Raw genomic sequence first — 18929 nt, 5'->3', positions numbered from 1 at the left:
GCTCTTTATCACAGGGTAAGCCCTGCGACACTGACTGAAATAATGAACACAGTAAACAACAACCGCAATGATCGGAAACAACAATAAGAAAAACGAATCCGGATTCAACTTGCCCCGTTTTTTCAGCAGAAACAGTCAGCACCGCAGCAGTTTACTGAAAGTGCGCCCCCGGAGAACGGCTCGCCTCACTGCGCGACCTTCCTGAAAATGGCTGATCAAAAAAGAGACGGAATGTTAAGCAATGATAAGAGAAGTGGTTTCATGTCCGAAATCCCGATTTTAGAAAAACTGACATCCAAACAGCTTGAGGAGTTAACAAGCCAAATCTCCTCCAGCCTATCTCAGAAACAGGGATTCCGGATCGGGGAATCCACCGTTGTCAGTCACTATGTGCACAGCGTCAATCCCCTTCATCCCGAGGAAATCCGGATCCTTGTGAACAGAGATGTGGGGCAGTCTTTAGCACACCAGAAAAATGCCGGCCAGGTAATCCATGTTGATGTATACCATGAACCTGCCCTGGCCGAGATCAGACCGCTGGCCCTGGCCCTTGCTCAAACAGTAAGGGCTTATCTAAATTATTGCCATAAAGGCAGGGACATCGAACCACAGCTGCGCGCCTATTATGATCAAATAGCTTTTAGAATCGGTGAGGGATTGGAAACCCTGAAAGAAGCACTGAGTCCCCTCAAAGAACAAACCGATGATGACCAAGAAAAAGACTTAAAAAAGAAGAGCCATGTCCATCTTCTGCTGACTGATCTGGCACCACAGCACTATGCACTGATTCCCTGTCTGGTAGATGCCATAGAAACAGAGCTTGCCAACCAGAAAATCGAGATCAGAAAGGTTGAAAACATCTTTCATGTAGAAAAACGTGAACAGGTTGACCAGCAAATTTTTTTCGGCCTGGAACCTGATCAGTACAGACTATGGAATATGGCTATGTCCCTTTCCACGATTTTAAGCGGTACTGACGATGTTATAGAATTTCTGCAAACATTCCAGCCGGGGCCCTTCCGCCGCAAGCAGCCTCTTTCTAACCTGCGCAACAGGAACGGCAATTTGAGAGGCTTGATTCTCGGTATTGCCGAAGCCGGTATCATCAAGAGAGGCTGGTTTGCAGATACCCTCACCAAGGAGGGACAGGAGCTTTTGAATTTTATGCTCCAACACCAGCACGAACTGGAAGCACAGCTGCGCAGGATGCTCCGCAAGCTGCCGGTTCCACGCGGCAAGTATCGCTCCATCAGAAATACCCATCTTAAAAGCAAGCAGAAGCATTACACTTATATCAGTAAGACAACAGAGCTTATGAAGGACAGCTGGCTGGGCAGTATCGCAGTACCGGAGACACTGATCACAGCTGCAAAAAATAAGCTCCTGGAACAACGACCTGCATTCAGGATCACCAGAGATGATATCCAGGTACACAATCAGGAAATTTCACAGCCAGTGGATATGTGCCTGGTTCTTGACGGAAGTGCCAGTATGGTGGGACCAAAAACGAAGGCTGTAAGGTACCTGGCTGAGCATCTTTTTTTGGTAACCCGTGATAAAATGGCGGTTGTGGTCTTTCAGGGACGTCAGGCCAGGGTTGCAGTCCCCTTTACCAGAAATTATTCTCGCTTGAAAGCGGGATTAAAATCTCTCCAGCCCCGCGGGTTGACACCACTTGCAGATGGTATCCTGCAAGCTATCAAGCTGATCAAAAACCGTCAGGTGCGCAACCCTTTGTTGATCTTAATCACAGACGGTATTCCTACTACCGGAAAGTGGACAATCAATCCCCAGCAGGATGCTCTTAAGGCAGCAGAGATGATCAAAGATACTCGGGCGAAGCTGATCTGTATCGGGGTGGCTTCCAACCAGAAATTTCTCGAAGAACTGGCTGATCAGGCGGAGGGGAATGTCTATATCCTGGACAGCTTGGATGATCACGCAACTTTAATTGAAATCATCCATAAAGAGAGAAGGAGCTACCAGTATTAAGCCTTTGCCCTGCGGCTTTTTTCTAAATCAACCCATAAGACTGAAATATCTGCGGGTGTTACCCCGGGGATACGGGATGCCTGACCAAGGGTCTTTGGAAGCACCTTTTTTAATTTTTCCTGGGCCTCCCTGGACAAACCTCGCAGCCGGTCATAATCAATGTTTTCAGGGATCCGCTTGTTCTCCAACTTTTCCATGCGGGCCACATGAGCCTCCTGTTTTTGCAGATATCCAGCAAATTTTATTTGGACGTCCAGTTCCTCAGCGACCTCGGGTGAAATATCCCTTTCTTGGCCCACCAACTCTAAGAGATCAGAAAAGGTAAGTTCAGGCCTTTTGAGGAGTTCTTCAAGCTCATCCCGCCTTTGAGAGGAGCACTCCCCTTCGCACTGAGGTATTCCTGCACCACAGAAGAAGGTGTTACCTTCGTCTCCCGCAGCCAGGCACGCTCTTCCTCTATTTGCCTCACCTTTTCTGAAAAAATGCGGTAGCGTTCTTCCGATACCAGTCCTACCCGTCGACCGGTCTCGGTCAAGCGCAGGTCAGCATTGTCATGACGCAATAGAAGTCTGTATTCTGCTCTAGAGGTCAAAATACGGTAAGGCTCCCTAACACCTTTAGTGATCAGGTCATCAACAAGCACTCCGATATAGGCCTCGGACCTCTTTAATACTAACGGTTCACATCCATGAACAAAAAGAGCGGCATTAATCCCCGCCAGTATACCCTGAGCTGCGGCCTCCTCATAACCTGAGGTTCCATTGATCTGGCCTGCAGTAAAAAAGCCCTTGATTTCTTTGGTTTGCAAGGTGGATTCTAACTGCGCAGGAACCAGTGCATCATATTCTATTCCGTAACCGGCGCGGATGATCTGAACATCCTCCATGCCGGGGATTGTGCGCAGAGCAGCCAGCTGAATATCCTCAGGTAAACTGGTGTACATCCCCTGAACATAGTACTCATCGGTATCCCAACCCTCGGGTTCCAGAAAAATCTGATGGCGCCGACGCCCTGGAAAATTCACAACCTTATCCTCAAAAGAAGGACAGTACCTCGGTCCCGCACCCTCAAGATTCCTGGAGAAAAGCGGAGACCTGTGTAGATTCTCCCGAACAATATCATGGGTCTGTTCATTGCTGTGTGTCAGCCAGCAGGACAGCTGCGGCCTTTCTTCCTTTTTTGAAAGATAAGAGAAAAAGAGGGGTTCCCGATCACCCGGCTGTTCGATCATTTTGGAAAAATCAATGCTCTTGCGGTCAATCCGGGGAGGTGTTCCTGTTTTAAAGCACATCAGTTCAAAACCCAGATCGAGCAGGGATTCTGCCAATCCTTGCGGTGCACGCTGACTGTTTGGTCCCCCTGCATAGGATATTTCCCCAATAATAATCCTGCCACACAGGTAAGTGCCTGTTGTCAGCACAACCGCCTTACTTTTATATCTGGCTCCGGTTTGGGTTTGAACCCCGGTTACCTCACCTTTTGATATGAGCAGCCTTTCCACACTTCCCTGCTTTAGATCCAGATTCCGTTGGCCCTGCAGTGTTTTCAACATCTCCCGCTGATACAGCACTTTATCAACCTGTGCACGCAGAGCGCGCACAGCCGGCCCCTTGCCTGTATTGAGCATGCGCATCTGGATAAAGGTTTTATCTGTGTTGAGCCCTATCTCCCCGCCCAGTGCATCCACCTCCCTGACAAGGTGTGACTTGCCTGGGCCTCCCACCGCCGGGTTACAGGGTAAAAGAGCAACATAATCGAGATTTAATGTGATCAAAAGTGTTTTGCATCCCATTCTTGCCGCTGCCAGGGCAGCCTCACAGCCTGCATGCCCTGCACCGATTACAATTACATCATAAGTCATTACATTTTTCCTCCAAACAGGGTGTTCCTTGCATATAATATCACTGACGCCCCCCGTTCACAAGGTTGAGACGCAGGGACGGTTCTCGCGTCTCATCTTTCAAAGGTGACAGAGGGACGGCTCTCATGTCACCTCGCACGGGAACCGCCTTTGGATGTACAGTGTGACAGGATTGACCCGTTTCAAATAAACAACCTTTAACTATAACTTACAAGGGATTGACCTTCTGTCATCTGAGTTGGATGTCTGAAGTTACTAAAAACTTCCTCACGCTGATTCCATAACATTCTCTGACCTTGACCTCCGGCATGGGGCCTACTAGGAAAAAAACAGATGTCGGAGACCGCGAATCGGAGGTAAGAAGTATGCAACAGGAACTGTCCCCAGTGCATTCTTAAAAAAAATTGTCTTTACCGCTTAAAATCTGGTAAACTGTTCATAAGTATTCCCGATTGGTAAGTAGGGAATACTTTGTTATACGTTCAAGGAGGGAGCTTTATGATTCCCCTGCGCGACAGTGTGCGTTCCCGTAGTTTTCCCTATGTTAACATTGCTCTCATCATTCTCAATGTGCTGGTCTTTTTTAAACAATTGACACTGCCAGCGCAACATTTGAACTCATTTTTTTATACCTATGGTGTTATACCCGCCCAGGTAGTTAACCAGACTTCATCCGGCACATCCCTTATAGCAATGGGTATTCCATTTATATCTGCCATGTTCATCCACGGCAACTGGCTTCATCTCCTGGGAAATATGCTTTACCTCTGGATTTTTGGCGATAATGTGGAAGACCGCATGGGACACCTGCCTTACCTGTTTTTTTACCTGCTCGTCGGTATTATAGGCAGTATTGCACACATTATATCTGCCCCCGGATCCGAGGTCCCCATTATCGGGGCAAGTGGAGCAATCGCCGGTATACTCGGGGCATACATCCTGGCTTTCCCCAGGGCCAGGATTCTAACACTGGTACCTGTTTTCTTTTTTATCACCTTTATCCAGGTGCCCGCGCTCATCTTTCTTCCCATCTGGTTCCTGATCCAAATCCTCAACGCACTCAGCACAGCAGGTATGGCCGCAGAAGCAGTAGCATGGTGGGCACATATAGGAGGCTTTATAGCAGGCGCCATACTGTATCCCTTCTTTTCCCGTTATTCCCGTTATCACAGCTAATGCATTGAGAATGGTAACCTATGTGAAAAGTGTAAATTGGGTTTAATAAAATGCAATATGTTGGTTTTCTGTGCAGACACATCACACACTTTGTTACACATTCTGACTGTTCCAAGTGCACCATCTTTAAATGGTTGGCATCACCATTGGACACGCTGTAGCAGCAGCGCTGACCATTATAGACATCTAAAGTGGTTGTAACCAACAGCCAACTAAGGTATTATAGAAATGGTTAATGTTTATTTTTGTTTCTCGCTTTACCCCCGGCAATGGGGGTATTTTTTTGCATAACCCTCTGACCGATTTGGAATAATAGGATAGGGGGTGAATGCTCTGTTTGGTAAAAAGAAAGCTGCTGTTTCTACTACTACCAGTAAGGCGATTATCGGCTTAGGTGCTCTTGTTACCGGCATCGGCAGAGTTGTCGGCGGTAGGGTTGGTGACGGTATCACTGGCTTTGGTCTGGCACACGTCGTACTGGGTACTTTAGATATGTTCAGGCCGTCAGTGAGAACACGGTAGCTGTACCTGGGCATTCTTTGCCCAGGTACTAACTAAGCTTTGTATTCGCCCTCCTCTGATAAAAAAAATCCCACCGCAATTGTTACGGTGGGATTTTTATTGTATACTAACAAGAACTGGAAGCTACGCCTATGCCGAAGTCACTAAATGTTACGAAACATGCAAATCAATTCCTCGCAACTTCTGACCTCCGACCTCCTGCTTCCAACTTCCATTTTTCCTGGTTAGCCCCAACGGGAATCCGAAACCCCGAGTGTCCTCCACCTTGAGAGGGTGGTGTCCGTAGACCGCTAGACGATAGGGCCATAATGGCTGCGGGACCAGGGATCGAACCTGGGCGTAGATGATCCAGAGTCACCTGTGCTACCGCTACACCATCCCGCATCTATTCTGCTATATTAGTATACGCGAATCCTGATGCTGCGTCAAGTGAGGTTTTCGAATATTGAACCCCTGAGTGCATCTTGGATAAAAGATGAAAAGGTGCTGCATCAGGTCAGGTTTTCGATATACTGCACAGCTCGATCTAACCGCTGCAGTGTTTTATCCTTCCCCAGAATGACCATTATATCAAACAGGCCCGGCCCCATTGTCCTGCCGGACAGAGCAAGTCTGGTGGGATGAATGATCTTTCCTGCTTTGACCCCCAGTTCCTCACTCAACTCCCGATAAGCCCTTTCTGTTGTCTCCAGATCAAAGTTTTGAAGGGCAGCGAGCTTCTCCGCGGCCTTTTTCAGATACTCTACTGAGTTTTCTTTGCGGAAATGTTTTCTGACACCCTTTTCATCATAAGAAAAGTCATCGATATAAAAATACTCTGAGGCATCTGCAACTTCAGCCAGGGTTTTTACCCGGGTACGCACAGCATCCACTACCTGCCTAAAATATGCCATTTCCTCATCATTCAACTGCTGTGGTATTAGATTTTTTTCCTGAAAGTATGGCATTACCAGTTCGATGACATCGTCGAGGTCTCTCTCATTCAGATAGTGTCCGTTCATCCAGGTGAGTTTTTTAACATCATAAACTGCAGCTGTTTTCCCTACCCTTTCCAGGGTAAACTGGCGTACCAGCTCTGGGAGCGATAGAATCTCCTCCTCACCCTCAGGTGACCAGCCGAGAAGTGCCAGGTAATTGATCAAGGCTTCCGGTAGATAACCCATATCGCGGAATTCCTCTACAGAGGTCGCCCCATGGCGCTTACTTAGTTTACTGCGGTCAGGAGCCAAAATCATGGGAACATGTGCAAAAATAGGCAGCGGGTAGCCAAGAGCCTGGTAAATAAGGATCTGCCTGGGGGTATTGGAAAGGTGCTCTTCTGCTCTCAGAATATGAGAGATCTGCATTTTGGCGTCATCAACAACACAGGCGAAGTTATAGGTCGGCATTCCGTTAGATTTAATAATAATAAAATCATCAAGGACATCGTTGGCAAAAACTACATCACCTCTAAAAAAGTCTTGTACCACCGTTTCCCCTGCATCTGGAATACGAAGTCTGATCGCTGGGCGATGCCCCTCATTCTCCTTTTGTATTCTTTCCTGTGAGGTTAATTCCCGGCACCTGCCGTCATAGCGTGGTGCTTTGCCTTCTGCCATGGCCTGTTTGCGCCTTTCAGCCAGTTCCTCGGGAGTGCAGTAACAATAGTATGCTCTCCCCTGATCAACCAACTCCTGGGCTATCTTTGTGTAAAGCTCCAGGCGCTGGGACTGAAAGTAAGGCCCATAAGAGCCGCCCGCATCAGGCCCCTCATCCCAGTCGAGCCCTAACCACCTGAGTGCCGATAGTATCCCGCGGGTCGATTCCTCTGTAGAGCGAGCCAGATCAGTGTCATCTATCCGTAGGATTAAGCTTCCGCCGTGATGGCGCGCAAAAAGCCAGTTAAATAATGCCGTCCGGGCACCACCGATATGTAGACTTCCTGTTGGACTAGGTGCAAAGCGCACCCTGATATCTTTAGTCAAGTTAGTTCATCCCTCCTGCTTCAATAGAATGCCCGTGTTTCCAAGTATACCATAGCTAAAATTAAAAAAATACTCACCTACCGAAAAAACAGAGGTCGGAAGCCGGAGGTCGGAGGTCAGAAGTTACCTGGAACTGCTTTCGCTGCTTCCGCAACATTTTAGCCTCGGCCTCTGTTTTAATTATCTTATGGTACCACCTAAGCAACATTGGATGCGTCTGTGTTTCGCAGGGTATCCACAAAAACTGTCACCGTCAATTTAAGTCACCATCTTCCTATCTGCTCCGCACGGTGACTGTCACCGGATGCGGTCACCGGGGTGTCACCGGGGGCGTCGGGGGCAGGTGCTGATAGATCTGGAACATTGCATTTGACAACTGAACATTATAAGATAGAGCTAGAAAGGGGGGAATCAAAGATGGGGAAAACAGAAAAAACATAGGCTTTATGGACCTGTTAAAGCCGACTAAACTGTCCTGGCCATTCAAAAAAAAAGAAGGGTGCTCCGAAAACGGAGGATGATGAAGTATTATATCCTCTTGATAAGGCAAAAGAACACTGGAAAAAGGCAGTGGGTTTTTATCGTGTAGGACGCCATGACCAGGCAACAATTCAGTTTCGCGGTTTCGTAGAAATGCTGCTCAAGGCAAACTGTACAGGTTTTATCTCATCCACTGAAAACAACCTTCTAACTCTCTCCAATAAAGCCTTCGGCGAGGTTCCCGCAGAAATACGCAAAGCCCTTACTTATATTAACCCACATTATACACTGGTTAAAAGTGTTTACAGCCCTGCCTTTGCTGATGACATCTATGAAAAATCAAAGATGATCGCTGAATGGGTTTTCTCCCAATCCTCGTCTTATAACCAATTTAACTTAGAGATCGAATAACCTAACCACCATCAACCATATTTGCCAAAATCAATATGTGTAAATTCTTACTCCTATGCAAACAGTATCAGGGGGAACAATTTGGGTGGGTCGGGTTACATGACCCTTGACCCTGACCCACCCGGTACTTTTTTTATCTAACAGAGCTGTAACAACATCAATTAAGGAGATAATAAATGGATTTTAAATGGAAACCCTACGTTTATGAAAATGACCGCGGCACCTTCGCTGTTTTTCCTGAACTATGCAAAGGATGTGGCTTATGCATCGAAAAATGCCCTACCAGTGTCATTGAATGGTCCCAACACCTTGCCTTTAATGGCACAGCAACAGTTGAACCACGGATGAAAGGCTGCATTGTCTGTGGAACATGCCAGACGGTCTGCCCGGATACTGCCATTGCCATCTACCGTCACAATGGGAAAAACCCGCCGGCTGCTGAACCCCGGTAGACTCAACGGGAGACTCAAACTGTACATTAACACTTATTCTCTGAAAACCGGCAGCTCTTTTAGATAAATTATATCCTCCAGCCCTTCAGCATCTCCCTCCACAAGAATTGCAGCTGCTGCTGCCACAGTACCCCCTGCCTTTTCTATCAGTCTGCGTATCGCTTCAATTGTCTCCCCGGAACTGATCACATCATCAACGATGGCCACCCTTTTCCCCCGTAGGGTCCTGGCATCATCACCACTGAGGCAGAAAAGCCTTTTCTTCTTTTTAGAATAAAATTCGTCGATGACAGGGTGGTCCATATATGGCCAGATGTTCTTCCTGGCAATAATGTAGTTCATTCCAAGCAATCTGGAGATCTCAAAAGCCAGCGGTATTCCTTTAGCTTCCGGTGTTACAATAGCATCGATTTCGGGAAGCCTTTTCACAATCTCCGGAGCAACCCTGCACACCAATTCAGTGTCACCCAGAATGACAAAACTGGCGATCTTCAAACCAGGTGCAACCTCAATCACCGGCAGCTCCCTTCTCAGCCCACAGAGTTCCAAAGTATAGGTTTTCATGCTTTTTATCCCCCGCCCCTTTCTTTGAAAAATCTAACCTCAATATTGAGGATAGGAAATTCTTTTTCCCACGACAAACAACCAACGACAAACGACGAACTACCAACCACCAATTTCACTTCCGGCTTCCAACTTCTACTTTTCGGGTGTCAATGACACCTGCTGCGCCGTAACAATAACCCTTTGTCCGGAGCTAGCCGGTGAAACACAGGTGATCAGTGTAAGGTTCCTTTCTGTTGTGGGATCAAAGATAGTTGTATCATCTCTTTCATGTATTGTTTCCATAAATTCTATGCGATAAGCGAACTTGTGTTTCGAGTTTTCTCCCTCAGAGATAAAAACCATATTCCCAGGTTTCAATTTGTGCAGATCTTTAAAGTGTGAGCCATAAACATTGTTATGGGCGGCAATAATCACATTGCCCTCCATACCGGGGTAGACACCCCGGGGGTCCCATCCAGGCCCCTTCCGCAAGTCTTTATCCCCTATTCCTTCTACAACCACAGCCTCAACTGATATTGATGGAATCTCCAACAAAAAAGGGGGCTTCATTGGCTGTTTGCTTTGATTGCTTTGTTCAACAGCACCGATATCTTCTTTCTGTTTTAGTTCATTCTTGAGCTGTAACTGACAGTAGTAGCTGTACCCATGTTCCGCCAGTGGCTTAAGAATAAACAGAAGACCGCAGATTATCAACAGCAAACCAAGTTTTTTGCGCACAACAAAACCTCCCAAGATAACCGCATTTCAAACTAGATTCTTCTGCAAGCTGATCCTCTTTTCCTGTATAGGCATTACAAAAAAGTATTCTATATACCCCACTGCAAATCGGCACCTTCCCCAGATATTTGTTTTCACTTACCAATAAGCTTAAAGAGGATTAATACACACAACAGCAAGAAACAGTATAATAGTTAAGATGGCCAAATTCCCAGGATTGCATATAAGTAAAAACTGTATAAGAAGTGATACTTGAAATGGACTTAAGAAAAAGAAATATAATCACTGCATTAATGGTGGCAATGTTTATTGGAGCTATTGAGGGTACTGTTGTAACTACCGCTATACCGACAATAGTTAAAGATCTCAGCGGGTTTGGATTGATCAGTTGGGTTTTCTCCGCATATTTTTTGACATCAGCTATTTCTACCCCTGTTTATGGGAAATTAGCTGACCTGTATGGAAGAAAAAATATACTTTGTATTGGAATAACCATTTTCCTGGTGGGCAGCTGTCTCTGCGGCTTATCACAGAGTATGTACCAGCTTATCGTTTTTCGCGCACTGCAGGGGCTTGGTGCGGGGTCCATTTTCACTGTTACGTACACTATTGTCGGCGATATTTTTAGCCTTGCGGAAAGGACAAAAGTTCAGGGTTGGTTAAATGCTGTCTGGGGTATAGCCAGCATCATCGGCCCCTTTATCGGCGGGTTTTTAATTGACTACTTTTCCTGGCATTGGATTTTCTTTATCAATGTGCCTTTTGGTATTTTATGTATTGTGCTGCTTCAAAAAAATTTCAGAGAAAGCCTGGAAAGAAAGAAATCCCGCATAGATTATGCAGGTATGCTGGTATTATCCGCTGCTATTATAACCCTTTTATTAGGCGTCCCTTTAGGGGGGAAAAGCACAGCATTATCATTGGCCTTTACACTTGCTTTACTGCTTGTATTCTATTTCATAGAAAAGAAAGCCGAAGAACCCATTGTTCCTTTTGAGATCCTTACAAGAAATAATACAGTTATTAATACAGTCAGCTTTTTAGCCTCTGCTGTCTTAATAGGAGCAGACGTCTATATGCCCATCTACATACAAAATGTGTTAGGATTTAAAGCAACCGTTTCAGGGCTGTCCATGGCTCCTATGTCTGTTTCCTGGCTTCTTTCCGCTTTTATTTTAGCAAAAGCAATCCCTAAATACGGTGAAAAAGTAGTAACCGGTTTCTCTATGTTGATACTGCTTCTAAGCTGTTTACTATTACCTGTATTAGGGCTTCAATCACCGTTGATCATTGTGATCATCTGCACTTTTGTTATGGGATTCGGCTTTGGGGGATGCTTCACGACGATGACAATAGCAATACAGGCATCTGTTGACTACAGCAAGAGAGGTGCTGCAACAGCCCTTAATTCGCTTATGCGAACAATAGGGCAAACTATAGGTGTAGGCATCTTCGGCAGTATCTTTAACATGAATATCGTAAACTATTTTAACAGTATAGGTATCAATGGGATCGACCCAAATGATCTATATTCTGCGACCAATATCACCAGTTTACAAAACATACAGATCTCCATAAATTCAGCACTACATGTTGTCTTCAAGCTGTTGATTATCATAACTGTAGTTTGTTTAGTGCTTTCCCTTCTGCTCCCCAGTGAATTAAAGGAGAAGGATGAAAAACCAAGCTTACCTGAGGGCATTTGATCATCAATACGGAGAGGATAAGTCCATGGGTGAGACTGAAAGTAAAGTAGTTAAAGAGAGTCCAATCACAACACTGGTTGCCGCAAGCACCGCACCAACATAGTGAACAGAGTCGGTATTTTCGGTTGGCCAAACAACTACATTACCATGGGAGTGACATTTGAATATCTCCTCGACTTCTGGCGACCCCCAGCATAAGTTATTGCATATGAACATAACCTGAACCAAATATGACGAAATGCCATAAAAAAAGCTTCCGGTTAAACTTCCGAAAGCCTTTAGTCATGAAAATGGTGCGGAAGGCGGGACTTGAACCCGCACGCCTTTGCAGGCACTAGCCCCTCAAGCTAGCGCGTCTGCCAATTCCGCCACTTCCGCATAGACCGTGTGTGTATTCCACAACATCGCCATGTGTACCAACACTATAGTATTATAAGGAGAAACTGCGCTTTTGTCAACAACACGCAAAATGGATTACTATATTAATAAAATAAATAGACGAAACCAAAAACAAGGTGATCACACACGCCAAAAATAATGCTTACACTTAGCAGCCGGAGCAACCTCCACAGCTGCCTCTTGAACATCCTCCGGATGCCGCGGAACTCCCAGCACTATCGCCACCGGGACTTCCTTTCACAAAAGAGACACCAGTGAACAGCTGTTGGAGGTTCCCGCTCTGGCAGGCAGGGCAAACAGCCTTCAATCTCCCGGATACTGTAGTGAACAGTGAAAACCGGTTCCCGCATTTTTGGCATTCGAACTCATAAGTCGGCATTCAATCCACCATCCTTCCATCCTTATTCTAATACTAGATCCCTACAGTGTAAAGCGCAATCCCTTTCTAATTCAAAACAAAACCCTGCCGGTTAGCAGAGTATGGATAAGATGATCGTTATGCGTTATATAGAGGTTAGTTTAGCCCCTATCTCCCTGGTTAGCAGAATATAGATGATCGATTGTCAGATACCAACTATGCACGTGTTTCGAGTTATGCCGCTTGCTCAGTCTTGCTCAGTATATCTATACCTTTAACTTGTCTGATCGATTGCCGGGAACAATATCTCAAAAACGCTCCCCTTGTCTGGCTGGCTTTTTACATTGATCCACCCGTCATGAGATTTTACGATACCGTAAACCACAGGCAATCCCAATCCTGTACAATTGTAGTTGTCTTTAGTCGTGAAAAAGGGCTCAAACAGGTGAGATTTGATCTGTTCATTGAAACCCTTACCTGTATCGGTCACCGAAAGACAGACATAATTGCCAATAGAGCGAGATCCGATATAGCCATCATCTGGAAGCTCATCTAAACTGTCAACCTTTTGATTCCATGTTTTTATGGCCAGCAGTCCTCCATCTGGCATGGCATCCCGCCCATTGAGGGCAAGATTAATAATCACCTGGTCAATATTTGTGGAATCCGCAATAATTTCCTGGAGATCAGGTGCCAGGTTACAAGTTATTTCAACATTATCCCTGATCAGACGCCCTAACATCTCCTGAAGCTGCCTGATATTTTGATTGAGATTAACATGTATTTTAAACTGAGGCTGTTTCCTGCCGAAGATCATCAGCTGACGGGTAAGGTTGGTGGACCTTTCCGCGGCTGTACGGATTTTATTAAATACATTGCAAAGATTTTCTTCCCTAACCCGCGGCAAACAGAGGTCAACACACGCCTGGATGATCATCAGTTGATTGTTGATATCATGGGCCATGCCTCCGGCGAGCTGGCCGATAGCCTCCATTTTTTGAGCCTGCAGGAGCTGCTGCTGAGTTGTGTTAAGTTCTTCATATGCACGCTTTATTTCAATAAATAGTCGTGTGTTTTCCATAGCAGCAGAAATGAATGAGGCTATGCTGTCAGCAAAGGCCCTCTTTTCCTGAGAAAAACCGTCAACCTGTTGAGAAACAAGTGATAAAACCCCGAAGAGTTTCTCTCCGTAATAAACCGGTATTATATAAGCGGAACGGTTTTCCACACCGAGGTCAGCCATCGTCCAATTGGGTTCAGCAAGAACATCCGGCACATAGATGGATTCTCTAGTTTGAGCGGCTTTACCTACCAGACCCCTTTCTTCCCCTAGCTTGAAGGATGATATATCGCTTAGACAAATATACTCTGTTTCAGGCAAGCCAATTAAACCGATCAAGGGCAGCAATCCAGTAGACTCGTCATAGCCATAGTAAACTCCCAGAGCTCCTAGCAATTCACAGACAACCTCATACCCCGCCACCACCTCTTCATAACCTGCAGACTGCAGGCAGATGGCCAGGTCCGCAAGGGTGCGCATTTCATCCCGATGACACCCTGAACAAACAGATGCCTCTTCCATTGCTTCCAGCGCGGCTTTATAGATGCACTGCACCGCCTGAATTTCATTTTCTTTTACTTTGAGAGGTGTTATATCTTCGCAGACGACAACCAAACATGGACACCTGCCTTGAATGTCCTTGATTAACGATATATTCAAGCGGCCCCAGACGAATTCACCATCAACACGCCTGAACCTCTTCTCAACAACATAACTTCCTTTTTTTGATTTTTTAAGAGCATTGCGTATAAGGTTAACATGTTCTTTTTCCTCTTCGTCAATAATCCTTAGAATACTTATTCCAATAATCTCTTCCTGTTCATACCCAAGAAAGGCACAAAAAGTTTCATTAACGGTTTCGATTTCACCTTCTTTGTTAATCAGTGCAATTCCTACAGCAGCGTTGTTAAAAATTGCGCGAAACAGGGTCTCACTCTCCCGCAGGGCTTCCTCCGCCACCTTACGCTCACTAATATCACGAGCAAAGGAAATAACCCCTTTTACCTGTCCATTTTCGTAGAGCAGCTGTCCCCTGTTTTCAAACCAGATATAACTCCCATCTTTTTGTTTGTACCTGTATTCCAGTTTTCTGTGTTTACCAGTGATGAATGTTTTCCTGAAAGCGGCCACTACCCTGTTAACATCCTCTGGATGGATCCATTCATAAAACGGCTTTTCCATCAATTCTTCCTGACGATACCCTGTAACATCTTCGATTGATGGGCTGAGATAGATGTAGTGTCCGTTATTGTCGATAATTACTATGATGTCCAATATGTTATCGATAATATGACGCAGCAGAGTTTCACTTGTTCCAATATGCTTTTCATATTGGAACTGTAAACTTTCTTTGTTATCTCGCCAAACCACATCACACCTGATCACTTTACATCCCCCAACCGCCGGTTATCTATTTTTATTGATATCACGGACCGGCGAAATATAAAATATGTCTTGCGTGCCATGTCATGCGTCACAAGTCATTATGATTCTACATGCATCATGATTATTCCTGCTGTGGATATTAATATAACATATGTCATAAAGCGGCATTATCTACTATTATGTGATAAATTATTTACTTTCTTTTGGGGGATTTATCTAATCTGTTAAAATCAATTCTTCCCAGTAAATCCGCATGAAACCCCCTGATTTCATCTTGAACCACAAAAAGAGCTACCCGCTGGAAAAGGGGGATCACAGGAAGTTCAGAGATGATAAGTTCTTCTGCCTGGCGGTAGAACTGCTGTCGTTTCCTGAAGTCTTGCTCACCACGGGCGTTTTTACAACAAAAAATTCAAATTTTTCGTTATTATACCTTGATAAAGTTATAATCTTGCGCTCCACTCTTAAAATTACAGGAGAGTAAATTTCCCGGTTCGGGATAGTCGGCATCCCAGCCCAGGCGAAAAAAGGGGTATCGTCCGTCCTTTAATTCCTCTTGATACTCCTTCCATGGCCTTTTCTGGGGAACAATGGCTATCCCCCCCTGGCCAAGATTCTCTTGCACAAGGCGCGCCATATGTTCATGCCCGGGGCTGTCATTATACGCCAATGCCAATGGCGAAAGGCGTGAACCATAGGGATATCCGGCTGAGGTAAGAAGTTTTAAAGCTTTATCCTTATCAAAAACATGCCTTTTTAATTGATCAGAATCTCCAAGCAGTTCTTGGGGCAGCAAACCATGCAGGGCCTTACCCCCTTCACCCAACAGAACCAACGCCATTTTATCCTTATCCAGCATACTGTTTACACCGCAGCGTAATTCCACCTGGTCACCAAAAGGACTTTGCTCCATATTAAAACCAAGAAAGTACAAAGAGAGTACCGGCTTTTCTACAAGATTTGCTCTTGTGTTACCATCCCCCTCACTGTAATAAGAGATTGCAAACTGAGGGGTTATCCCTGCCAGAATATCCACTTTCCCATCTTGAAAGAGGCCTTTTATCTCCTGCTGATTTCCAGTTGCAGTAAATTCAAGTTTACCCATGTAAGGAGCCTTCCTGCTGTATCTCCCATTTTTTATAAGGGTAATTCCTTTTTTGCTCCAACTGCTCAAGCGAAACGCTCCCGTGCCAATAATACCGGTGCCTGTTTTTCCATAAGACTTACCCTGTTTCTGGACATAATCCTGGCATACTATACCCAGTGCAGGGCTGCTTACCAGCGCGGGAAATGTATAATCGGGCTCCAGTAAAGTTACCTGCAGGGTATGAGCATTGACTATTTTTAATCCCTCCAGATGGCTGCATTTTCCATTAAGAACATCCTTTGCTCCTTGTACATTGTTTAAAAGGTAGCCATAACCGCTTGTTTCGGGATCAGACAGTCTTTCCCAGCTGAATTTAACATCCCCCGCGCTCACCGTCTTACTGTTGTGAAAGCAGGCTTCTTTCCGTAAAGTGAAGGTGTAAACCGTTCCTGTTGCATCAACTTTCCACTGTTCTGCCAAAGCACCTTTTGAAATGCCACTTTCCGGGTCATAATCCAGGAGTGTTTCGTATACAGCACCACATATCAGCTTTTCTTCAAATGTAGAGATCTTTGCCGGATCGAGATAATCAGGCAGCTGAGCTATTTGGATAGTTACACTAACATCTGTTGCAACAGCCCAGATTGAAATAAATACCAGAACCAGAAATACTGCTGAAGCTGCAGTACACCTTACTCTAAATTGTACTTCCCGCCAGTTATCAGACATAAAAAACAGCCCCCTTCCTTTCTACCATATTATGGTATACTCTATGAAGGGGGCATTTCACTTATGACTATGACTTATTTCATTTTGACCAGGCGAGTGCTGTGAGTCAATCCAGGTATCCGTCCCCTCTTGGTAAAGGGTTGACCATTGATCTCCTTGAGGTCAAGTGTCATGTCTATGGGGCGGGCTGCAGATATGTAGCTGCCTACTCCAAAAGCATCGGCTCCTGCCTCACTCAAAATTCTGATGCGCTCCGGATCGAGCCCTCCGGAAACAAAGATGCGCACATGATCAAACCCTTTCTGGTCAAGGCGTGCTCGGATCTCCTTTACCAGGTCGGGGGTGACTCCCCCCCGCTCCCCGGGTGTGTCCAGGCGTACCCCGCCCAGGTCACTGCCAAGTGCTTCAGCCACCCGAAGTGTTTCCTCCGCTTCATCTTTAAAGGTATCCACCAGCACAGTACGCGGAGCACCAGGGGGCATCAATTCATTGTAAGCCTGGGCAGCTTTAACTGTATCACCGATGATCAGGATCATGGCATGAGGAATGGTTCCCTGTGGTTCACGTCCTGCCAGTTTAGCCGCCAATATACAGCTTGCCCCATCACATCCCCCGATAATAGCAGCTCTCTCCATCACCGGGGACACCGCGGGGTGAATGTGCCGTGCTCCGAAACATAAAACCGGTTTGCCTGCAGCTGCCTCTTTGACCTCCCTGGCTGCTGTAGCCCAACCTGATGAGCTTGCCATAAGACCAAGAAGGGGTGTTTCAAAAATACCGAACTCCCCATAAGGCCCCTTGATCCGCAGTACCACCTCTTTGGCCTGCATGGGTGTTCCTTCCGGGAGCGCCCAAATTTCTACATCCTGACTAGCTAAAAGATCCGTAACCTCATCAATACCCGCAAATACCCCGGCTCTCCGGCAGAACACTTCCGCTGTCACCGGTGTTTCCACAAGGCCGATCTTGCTTAGAATCTCATGAGTTCTGATGAAATAAATATCAGATGTCTCCCCACGCAAAATCTCTTCCGGGGTTGCGGAAAATAATTTGCGTTCAGGTTTTATTTTGATCTCTTTAACATCAGCCAGTGATTGGATCAGGGATTTTTCCAATCCACATACCCCTTTCAGTATAGATTATAGTGAGTTTCTCCAGGATTACCCTGATTTCCTCTATCATTCATAAAGGTACTGATATATTTCGTAATTTCTCAGAACTGATTTAACATATTCCCTTGTTTCTGGAAAGGGGATGTTTTTCAGATCCCTCTTGGTGCCATTCCACTGCCCGGATCTCAGCCATGTGCCAACATTTCCCCTCCCCGCATTGTAAGCGGCAAGAGCTGCTGTTATGTTACCATCGAATTCATTGAGGAGGTCAGAAAGATACCAACATCCAATCAATAAGTTGACTTCAGGTTGGTAGAGCAAGTCTGCATGAAAATCATCAAACCCGATCTGTTGGGATACCCAGTTGGCTGTATCAGGCATGACCTGCATTAAACCCACAGCTCCCGCACTTGAGCGGGCATGCGGATCAAACCCACTTTCAACTTTCGTTACAGCCGCTAAGAGAAATGGATCCACACCGGAATCCACCGCTACCTCGATCATATCTTGTTTATATGGCCAGGGGTAAAAAACCCTCCAGAACCACTTAGCCTGCAGGAAATAAACAATACCGAACAAGATCAGCAGAATGATGAACAACAGGCGCAGCCGCCTGATACTAATAACCTTCATCTACAAGCCAAACTCCCATTCCCCGAAATAGTGCTATTGCCGGGTGATTTCTCGCCAGATCTCCTTCACCTGTTTTTTCGTTTCTTCTGGGGTATGCCGGTTGTCGATCACCCTGTCTGCCCTTTTCACCTTTTCCTCGAGAGGCATTTGCGCCTTGGATGCGGAGTTTTGCTTCCTCTGCAGTACTAGGTTTGTCCCATTTCATGTCAGCCTCCTTCCAGTTGTGCAGCAGGATCAACTGTCACTACCCAGACCTCATCCACCAGCCTCTCTAACCCCACTCCAAGACGGATAGGCGCATCAATAACTATAATTCT

General features: G+C 45.8%; 14 protein-coding genes, 3 tRNA genes and 2 pseudogenes. 6 read left to right on the top strand and 13 right to left on the bottom strand.

Features of this window, described 5'->3' with window-relative positions; genetic code table 11:
* Positions 1 to 207: 207 nt before the first annotated feature.
* On the top strand, positions 208 to 1992 hold the full coding sequence (locus SSCH_RS11550) for a vWA domain-containing protein (RefSeq protein ID WP_084711133.1): 1785 nt from the start codon (positions 208 to 210) through the stop codon (positions 1990 to 1992).
* Here SSCH_RS11550 and mnmG read toward each other — a convergent pair.
* Positions 1989 to 3853 (bottom strand): annotated as a pseudogene (mnmG, locus tag SSCH_RS11545) (tRNA uridine-5-carboxymethylaminomethyl(34) synthesis enzyme MnmG). The gene SSCH_RS11550 and the pseudogene mnmG overlap by 4 nt on opposite strands.
* Before the next feature lie 498 nt (positions 3854 to 4351).
* Here mnmG and SSCH_RS11540 point away from each other — a divergent pair.
* A complete protein-coding gene (locus tag SSCH_RS11540; RefSeq protein ID WP_044665592.1) occupies positions 4352 to 5029 on the top strand; it encodes a rhomboid family intramembrane serine protease in 678 nt (225 codons plus the stop codon).
* Positions 5030 to 5353: 324 nt separating this feature from the next.
* Entirely contained in the window at positions 5354 to 5551 is a 198-nt protein-coding gene (locus SSCH_RS11535; RefSeq protein WP_232294406.1) for a hypothetical protein, read from the top strand.
* Between the two features lie 225 nt (positions 5552 to 5776).
* Here the strand turns inward: SSCH_RS11535 and SSCH_RS11530 are convergent.
* From SSCH_RS11530 to gltX, 3 genes are all read right to left on the bottom strand, one after another.
* Positions 5777 to 5856, bottom strand: a tRNA-Glu gene (locus tag SSCH_RS11530).
* A gap of 4 nt (positions 5857 to 5860) precedes the next feature.
* Positions 5861 to 5935, bottom strand: a tRNA-Gln gene (locus SSCH_RS11525).
* 107 nt (positions 5936 to 6042) lie between these two features.
* Positions 6043 to 7515, bottom strand: a complete 1473-nt coding sequence (gene gltX, locus SSCH_RS11520; protein ID WP_044665591.1) for a glutamate--tRNA ligase — start codon at positions 7513 to 7515, stop codon at positions 6043 to 6045.
* A gap of 570 nt (positions 7516 to 8085) precedes the next feature.
* Here gltX and SSCH_RS11515 point away from each other — a divergent pair.
* Positions 8086 to 8406: a hypothetical protein gene (locus tag SSCH_RS11515; protein WP_044665590.1), complete on the top strand. Its 321-nt coding sequence runs from the start codon at positions 8086 to 8088 to the stop codon at positions 8404 to 8406.
* A 176-nt stretch (positions 8407 to 8582) separates the two neighbouring features.
* Positions 8583 to 8858 (top strand): DUF362 domain-containing protein, encoded by a 276-nt coding sequence (locus SSCH_RS11510; RefSeq protein WP_044665589.1) that lies wholly within the window; start codon positions 8583 to 8585, stop codon positions 8856 to 8858.
* Positions 8859 to 8891: 33 nt separating this feature from the next.
* On the opposite strand, the gene SSCH_RS11505 is transcribed toward SSCH_RS11510, so the two are convergent.
* Together SSCH_RS11505 and SSCH_RS11500 are read right to left on the bottom strand one after the other, a co-directional pair.
* Positions 8892 to 9422 carry a phosphoribosyltransferase family protein gene (locus SSCH_RS11505; protein ID WP_044665588.1) on the bottom strand — a complete coding sequence of 177 codons (531 nt, stop codon included), beginning with the start codon at positions 9420 to 9422 and terminating at the stop codon, positions 8892 to 8894.
* A 135-nt stretch (positions 9423 to 9557) separates the two neighbouring features.
* Positions 9558 to 10142: a sortase gene (locus SSCH_RS11500; RefSeq protein ID WP_044665587.1), complete on the bottom strand. Its 585-nt coding sequence runs from the start codon at positions 10140 to 10142 to the stop codon at positions 9558 to 9560.
* A 257-nt stretch (positions 10143 to 10399) separates the two neighbouring features.
* Here SSCH_RS11500 and SSCH_RS11495 point away from each other — a divergent pair, with 257 nt between their 5' ends.
* Positions 10400 to 11848, top strand: a complete 1449-nt coding sequence (locus SSCH_RS11495) for an MDR family MFS transporter (protein ID WP_044665586.1) — start codon at positions 10400 to 10402, stop codon at positions 11846 to 11848.
* A gap of 291 nt (positions 11849 to 12139) precedes the next feature.
* On the opposite strand, the gene SSCH_RS11490 is transcribed toward SSCH_RS11495, so the two are convergent.
* The 7 genes and pseudogenes from SSCH_RS11490 to SSCH_RS11465 all read right to left on the bottom strand — a co-directional run bounded on the left by SSCH_RS11490 (position 12140) and on the right by SSCH_RS11465 (position 18817).
* A tRNA-Leu gene (locus tag SSCH_RS11490) sits at positions 12140 to 12226 on the bottom strand.
* Between the two features lie 274 nt (positions 12227 to 12500).
* Positions 12501 to 12626: pseudogene (locus tag SSCH_RS22025) on the bottom strand (FmdB family zinc ribbon protein); the annotation flags it as partial.
* Between the two features lie 253 nt (positions 12627 to 12879).
* Positions 12880 to 15051, bottom strand: coding sequence for a PAS domain S-box protein (locus SSCH_RS11485; protein WP_044665585.1), 2172 nt, complete (start codon positions 15049 to 15051; stop codon positions 12880 to 12882).
* Positions 15052 to 15478: 427 nt separating this feature from the next.
* Positions 15479 to 16867, bottom strand: coding sequence for an ABC transporter substrate-binding protein (locus SSCH_RS11480; RefSeq protein WP_044665584.1), 1389 nt, complete (start codon positions 16865 to 16867; stop codon positions 15479 to 15481).
* 74 nt (positions 16868 to 16941) lie between these two features.
* Positions 16942 to 17982 (bottom strand): nicotinate phosphoribosyltransferase, encoded by a 1041-nt coding sequence (locus SSCH_RS11475; protein WP_084711131.1) that lies wholly within the window; start codon positions 17980 to 17982, stop codon positions 16942 to 16944.
* A gap of 63 nt (positions 17983 to 18045) precedes the next feature.
* Positions 18046 to 18612 (bottom strand): lytic transglycosylase domain-containing protein, encoded by a 567-nt coding sequence (locus SSCH_RS11470; protein ID WP_044665583.1) that lies wholly within the window; start codon positions 18610 to 18612, stop codon positions 18046 to 18048.
* A complete protein-coding gene (locus SSCH_RS11465; protein WP_044665582.1) occupies positions 18599 to 18817 on the bottom strand; it encodes a hypothetical protein in 219 nt (72 codons plus the stop codon). The genes SSCH_RS11470 and SSCH_RS11465 overlap by 14 nt, the downstream gene beginning before the upstream one ends.
* Positions 18818 to 18929 lie beyond the last annotated feature (112 nt).

This window comes from Syntrophaceticus schinkii (assembly GCF_000946815.1).
GTDB lineage: Bacteria > Bacillota > DSM-12270 > Thermacetogeniales > Thermacetogeniaceae > Syntrophaceticus > Syntrophaceticus schinkii.
This window is presented reverse-complemented; position numbering and strand designations above follow the sequence as displayed.

Excerpts from the sequence above, each read along its gene's own strand:
- SSCH_RS11550 (WP_084711133.1), top strand. The coding sequence starts at position 208 with ATGGCTGATCAAAAAAGAGACGGAATGTTAAGCAATGATAAGAGAAGT.
- SSCH_RS11540 (WP_044665592.1), top strand. The coding sequence starts at position 4,352 with ATGATTCCCCTGCGCGACAGTGTGCGTTCCCGTAGTTTTCCCTATGTT.
- SSCH_RS11510 (WP_044665589.1), top strand. The coding sequence starts at position 8,583 with ATGGATTTTAAATGGAAACCCTACGTTTATGAAAATGACCGCGGCACC.
- SSCH_RS11505 (WP_044665588.1), bottom strand. The coding sequence starts at position 9,422 with ATGAAAACCTATACTTTGGAACTCTGTGGGCTGAGAAGGGAGCTGCCG.
- SSCH_RS11495 (WP_044665586.1), top strand. The coding sequence starts at position 10,400 with ATGGACTTAAGAAAAAGAAATATAATCACTGCATTAATGGTGGCAATG.
- SSCH_RS11480 (WP_044665584.1), bottom strand. The coding sequence starts at position 16,867 with ATGTCTGATAACTGGCGGGAAGTACAATTTAGAGTAAGGTGTACTGCA.
- SSCH_RS11470 (WP_044665583.1), bottom strand. The coding sequence starts at position 18,612 with ATGAAGGTTATTAGTATCAGGCGGCTGCGCCTGTTGTTCATCATTCTG.
- SSCH_RS11465 (WP_044665582.1), bottom strand. The coding sequence starts at position 18,817 with ATGAAATGGGACAAACCTAGTACTGCAGAGGAAGCAAAACTCCGCATC.